The organism is uncultured Limnohabitans sp. (assembly GCF_937889215.1).
In the GTDB taxonomy this organism is placed as follows: domain Bacteria; phylum Pseudomonadota; class Gammaproteobacteria; order Burkholderiales; family Burkholderiaceae_C; genus Limnohabitans_A.
Window position 1 is genome coordinate 1 of record NZ_CALBEX010000553.1, and the last position, 4487, is coordinate 4487.

A 4487-nucleotide genomic window follows, 5' to 3' on the forward strand; every position below is an offset into this window, starting at 1 on the left:
GCCATGCTCAAAGACCTCAAGCGCATCTGCGAAGACAGCGGTCTGGCCGAAGGCAACACCAGCTCACCTGGGGCGTTCGTGATCGAGCGGGCTTTTGCAGATGCCTGAGGCCTTCAGGCTTGAGTGAACCACCGCGCCGACACCGGCGCAGTCAGGGGGCACAATGCCCCTCCTTGCTTTTGAAAAAGTTGCCATGAATCTGAACGCCATGTCTCCCCCGCGCTGGATGCTGCTGATCGCCTTGTCGGGCATGGGCATGCTGGCGTTTGGCTTGTATCTGCAACACGTCGTCGGTCTGAACCCTTGCCCCATGTGCATCGTCCAGCGCTACGCCTTGATCGTTGTGGCGCTGCTTGCCTTGATCGGTTGGCGCTTGCGTGGCTGGGGCTTGGCGGCGACGGGCGTCCTGCTGGCTTTGAGCGCGGGTTTTGGGGCCTTTACCGCTGCCCGCCAAAGCTGGCTGCAGTGGTACCCGCCCGAGGTGGTCAATTGTGGGCGCGACTTTTACGGCATGGTTGAAAACTTTCCCATCAACCGCGCCATTCCCATGATCTTCAAAGGCAGCGGTGACTGCAGCAAGATCGACTGGACTTTCCTGGGTGGCTCGATCGCCAACTGGTCGTTTGTCTGCTTTGTGTTGTTTGGCTTGCTGGGCCTGTGGGTGGCGCGCCGTTCGCGCTCGGTTCAGACCGCGTAATCAGGCGGCACGGTGAGCGACACGGCCGTGGTGAACTTGAGTTCTTCCACAGGAAATATCCGATTTTGGGATACTGATTTTCAATATTTGCTTAATTTTTAAGCGAAATAAGGTGGTTTAAGGGGTTTCCTGTATACAAGTGGTGCCGAGTTGGTGGTTTAATCCAATTTTTGTCAAACCACGCCATGCCCTCATCCACCCTTCGCATTCAGGCTGCAGATGCTGCAGAAGAAGGCGGCACGCAAGCCGTCAAAGCGCAGCAGCGCCTGCGTGAGTTGATTTTGGCCGGGGACTTGGCTGCGGGCAGCCGCATTGCCGAGTTGACCTTGGTGCAGCGTTTGGGCATGTCCCGCACACCGATTCGCGCCGCCTTGATGCGCCTGGGCCAAGAAGGTTTGCTCGACGCTTTGCCCGGCGGTGGCTACGCGGTGCGGACTTTTTCTGAGCGCGATGTGGCCGATGCCATCGAGCTGCGCGGCACGCTGGAAGGCTTGGCCGCACGGCTGGCCGCCGAGCGTGGCGTGCGTCCGGTGTTGCTGCAAGAGGCGGGGGCGTGTTTGGACCAGATTGACCAGTTGCTGGGCCCCAGCGGTCTGGATGACGAAGATTTTTCGGGCTACGTGCGGCTCAATGCGCGCTTTCACAAATTGTTGTCCGAGATGGCCGACAGTGCCGTGTTGGCCCGTGAGATCGAGCGGGCGTCGAGGTTGCCATTTGCCTCGGCATCGGGGTTTGTGGGGCTGCAAGCCAGCAAGCCTGATGCGCGTGATTTGTTGGTGGTGGCGCAGCACCAACACCGCCAGGTGTTGCAGGCCATCGCGCAGCGCGAGGCTGGCCGCGCCGAGGCCTTGATGCGCGAACACTCGCGCATTGCCCGCCAGAACCTGGCCTTGGCTTTGCAAAACCCGCAGCCCTCACTCACGCCTGGCGTGCAACTCATTCAAAGCAAGAGGTGAACCGTGTTCATTAAAAATACTTGGTACGTGGCCTGTTCATTAGAGGAACTGGAGGCCTTGGGCGTTCGGCCCCTGGGGCGAACCATTTGTAACGAGCCAATGGTGTTTTTCAAAGGCCCGCAGGGCAAGGTCGCTGCCGTGGAGGATTTCTGTCCGCATCGGGGCGCGCCATTGTCTTTGGGCAAAGTGTGCGAGGGCAAGCTGGTGTGCGGTTACCACGGCCTGGAGATGGGCTGCGAGGGCAAGACCGTGCACATGCCCGGTCAGCGAGTGCGGGGTTTTCCGGCCATCAAAAGCTACGCGGTGGTCGAGCGTTACGGCTTTGTCTGGGTCTGGCCCGGCGACCAAGCGCTGGCCGATGAGGCTCAGATGCCGAGCTTTGAGTTCTTTGACAACCCTGCTTGGGCTTATGGTGGTGGGCTTTACCACGTCCAGGCCGACTACCGCCTGATGGTGGACAACCTGATGGACCTGACACATGAGACCTATGTGCACGCCACCAGCATTGGCCAGCCCGAGATCGATGAGACGCCGTGCACCACCACGGTCCAAGACGATCAGGTCATTTTGCAGCGCCACATGAACGGCATTCAGGCCCCCCCGTTTTGGCAAATGGCCATGAGCGCCAATGGCCTGGACCCGCAGGCCAAGGTGGACCGCTGGCAGATCTGCCGCTTCACACCTCCGAGCCACATCATGATCGACGTGGGTGTCGCGCTCGCTGGCCAAGGCGGCTTTGACGCAGCGCCCGAGCACAAGGCCTACAGCGTGGTGGTGGACTTCATCACACCCGAGACCGAGACCTCGCACTGGTACCACTGGGGCATGGCGCGCCAGTTCAAGCCCGAGGACGCGGCGCTGACCGACAAAATCCGCGAAGGCCAAGGCAAGATTTTCAATGAAGACATGGCGATGCTGCAGTTGCAGCAAGCCAACATCAGCCGGTGGCCTGACCGCAAACTGCTGCTCCTCAACATCGACTCGGGTGGGGTGCAGTCGCGCCGCATCATCGACCGTTTGCTGGCGCAAGAACAAGCCAAGGCTCAGGCCGCCCCAACGCCCAACGACCAAACCCACGGAACGCCCGCATGAGCCACGAAGACCTGACCCAGACCCCATTGCCCGCCGATGGGGGATTTGAAGTGCACTTGGCCCAGCGCGGCCAAACCTACCAAGTGCCTGCGGACCAGTCCATCTTGCGTGTCCTGAGCGATGCTGGTGTGGATTTGCCGTTTGCCTGCGAGCAAGGTGTCTGCGGCACTTGCCTGACCAAGGTGGTGGCCGGTCAGCCCGACCATTGGGACATGTTCTTGACACCCGAAGAACAAGCGGCCAACGACCAAATGCTGATTTGTTGCTCCCGCAGCCAGACGGCGCGTTTGGTGCTGGACCTTTGAGATGACAACGGCCACGCTGGTCTTGGTGCCGGGGCTCATGTGCGACGAGGCCGTATGGTCGGATGTGCGGGCTCGCATGGGCTCGGCTGCCGAGGGGAGTGTCGTGCCAGACCATGGTTTTTGTGATGACATCGAAGGCATGGCCGTGCAAATTCTGCGCTCGGTGCCGGGTCCTTTGGCTGTGGCAGGCCATTCCATGGGCGGCCGCGTGGCTTTGGAAATGTGCCGTCTGGCACCCGATCGTGTGCAGCGTTTGGCCTTGCTCGATACCGGTTACCTGGCCCGACCATCAGGCCCTCCAGGTGAGGCCGAGGCTGCAAAACGTCAGGCTTTGCTGGACTTGGCTTTGAGCGAAGGTGTGCAGGTCATGGCCCGCAATTGGGCTCAAGGCATGGTGCATCCTGAGCGCTTGAGCGACAGCGCTTTGATGGACCGCATTGTGGCCATGTTTGCCCGACGCACGCCCACGCATTTCGCCAGCCAGATACGGGCTTTGTTGGCACGGCCCGACGCGAGCCAGACCCTCCAAGGCATGGTCGGGCCTGTGTGTCTTTTGTGCGGCGCGCAAGACAGTTGGTCCCCGGTCACGCAGCACCAGGCCATGGCTGATTTGTTGCCCCAGGCTGCCTTGCATGTGATCGAGTTGGCCGGGCATATGGCCCCGATGGAGCAGCCCGAGTCGGTGGCGCAAGTGCTTTCTGATTGGGTGCGGTCCCCGGCATTTCTGACCGGCTTTGAGAGCGATGGCACATGACAGACAACGCCGCTTTGTTGACCCATGCTGCGCATGCGCAGGCTGTTCAGGCCTTGCTCGTGCGGGTAGGGTGGTCCATTGACCACGGAGATCTGGACAGCTTGGCATCTTGTTTGCATCCTGATGTGGCCTTTGTCAGGCCGGATGGGCAGGTGCTGCACGGACCGCAAGCGGTGCGTGACGCCTATGCCCACCGTGACCCGAACCGAATCACGCGGCACCTTTTGTCCGCTGCGCATCTGCAGTGGTCATCGCCCGATCGGGTAGATGCCCACGCGACCGTGCTGCTTTGGACGGGTCGTCAAAGTGACTCCGCATCGGCCGCAGGGCGGCCCGCCGATGCGGTACAAAAACTCGGAGAACACCACGACGTTTTGACGCTCGAAGACGGGCGCTGGTGGTTACTGAGGCGACAGTCTGAGTTTGTGTTTTTCCGTTGAGCCTGTTTCACTGCAGGCCGTTTGATTGTTTTTTTATCCATGTACATAACCAGGAGACTTTCATGAAATTTAAAACCCGTTTGATCCGCGGCGCAGCTTTGCTGGCGCTTGCCGCTGCCGCGCAGGCACAAGCCCAAGAGGTGGTGCTTAAAGTGCATCACATCTGGCCCACCGTGGCCATGGGGCATCACCGTGTGGTGGTGCCATGGTGCGAAGCCATCGCCAAAGACTCCAACAACCGCA

The 4487-nt window shown here is 60.5% G+C and carries 6 protein-coding genes and 2 pseudogenes; all 8 read left to right on the forward strand.

Annotated features, from left to right (window positions below):
- Nucleotides 1-108: pseudogene (locus Q0341_RS13910) on the forward strand (ferredoxin--NADP reductase); the annotation flags it as partial.
- A gap of 85 nt (nt 109-193) precedes the next feature.
- A complete protein-coding gene (locus tag Q0341_RS13915; RefSeq protein ID WP_299514510.1) occupies nt 194-697 on the forward strand; it encodes a disulfide bond formation protein B in 504 nt (167 codons plus the stop codon).
- 185 nt (nt 698-882) lie between these two features.
- Nucleotides 883-1653 (forward strand): GntR family transcriptional regulator, encoded by a 771-nt coding sequence (locus tag Q0341_RS13920; RefSeq protein WP_299514513.1) that lies wholly within the window; start codon nt 883-885, stop codon nt 1651-1653.
- Nucleotides 1654-1656: 3 nt separating this feature from the next.
- The gene (locus Q0341_RS13925; protein WP_299514516.1) at nt 1657-2745 is read left to right on the forward strand and encodes an aromatic ring-hydroxylating dioxygenase subunit alpha; all 1089 of its coding nucleotides are present in this window, start codon (nt 1657-1659) and stop codon (nt 2743-2745) included.
- The gene (locus tag Q0341_RS13930; RefSeq protein WP_299514518.1) at nt 2742-3050 is read left to right on the forward strand and encodes a 2Fe-2S iron-sulfur cluster binding domain-containing protein; all 309 of its coding nucleotides are present in this window, start codon (nt 2742-2744) and stop codon (nt 3048-3050) included. The genes Q0341_RS13925 and Q0341_RS13930 overlap by 4 nt, the downstream gene beginning before the upstream one ends.
- A gap of 1 nt (nt 3051) precedes the next feature.
- A complete protein-coding gene (locus tag Q0341_RS13935) occupies nt 3052-3804 on the forward strand; it encodes an alpha/beta hydrolase (protein WP_299514520.1) in 753 nt (250 codons plus the stop codon).
- A complete protein-coding gene (locus Q0341_RS13940; RefSeq protein ID WP_299514524.1) occupies nt 3801-4244 on the forward strand; it encodes a nuclear transport factor 2 family protein in 444 nt (147 codons plus the stop codon). The genes Q0341_RS13935 and Q0341_RS13940 overlap by 4 nt, the downstream gene beginning before the upstream one ends.
- A gap of 62 nt (nt 4245-4306) precedes the next feature.
- A pseudogene (locus Q0341_RS13945) lies at nt 4307-4487 on the forward strand (C4-dicarboxylate ABC transporter); the annotation flags it as partial.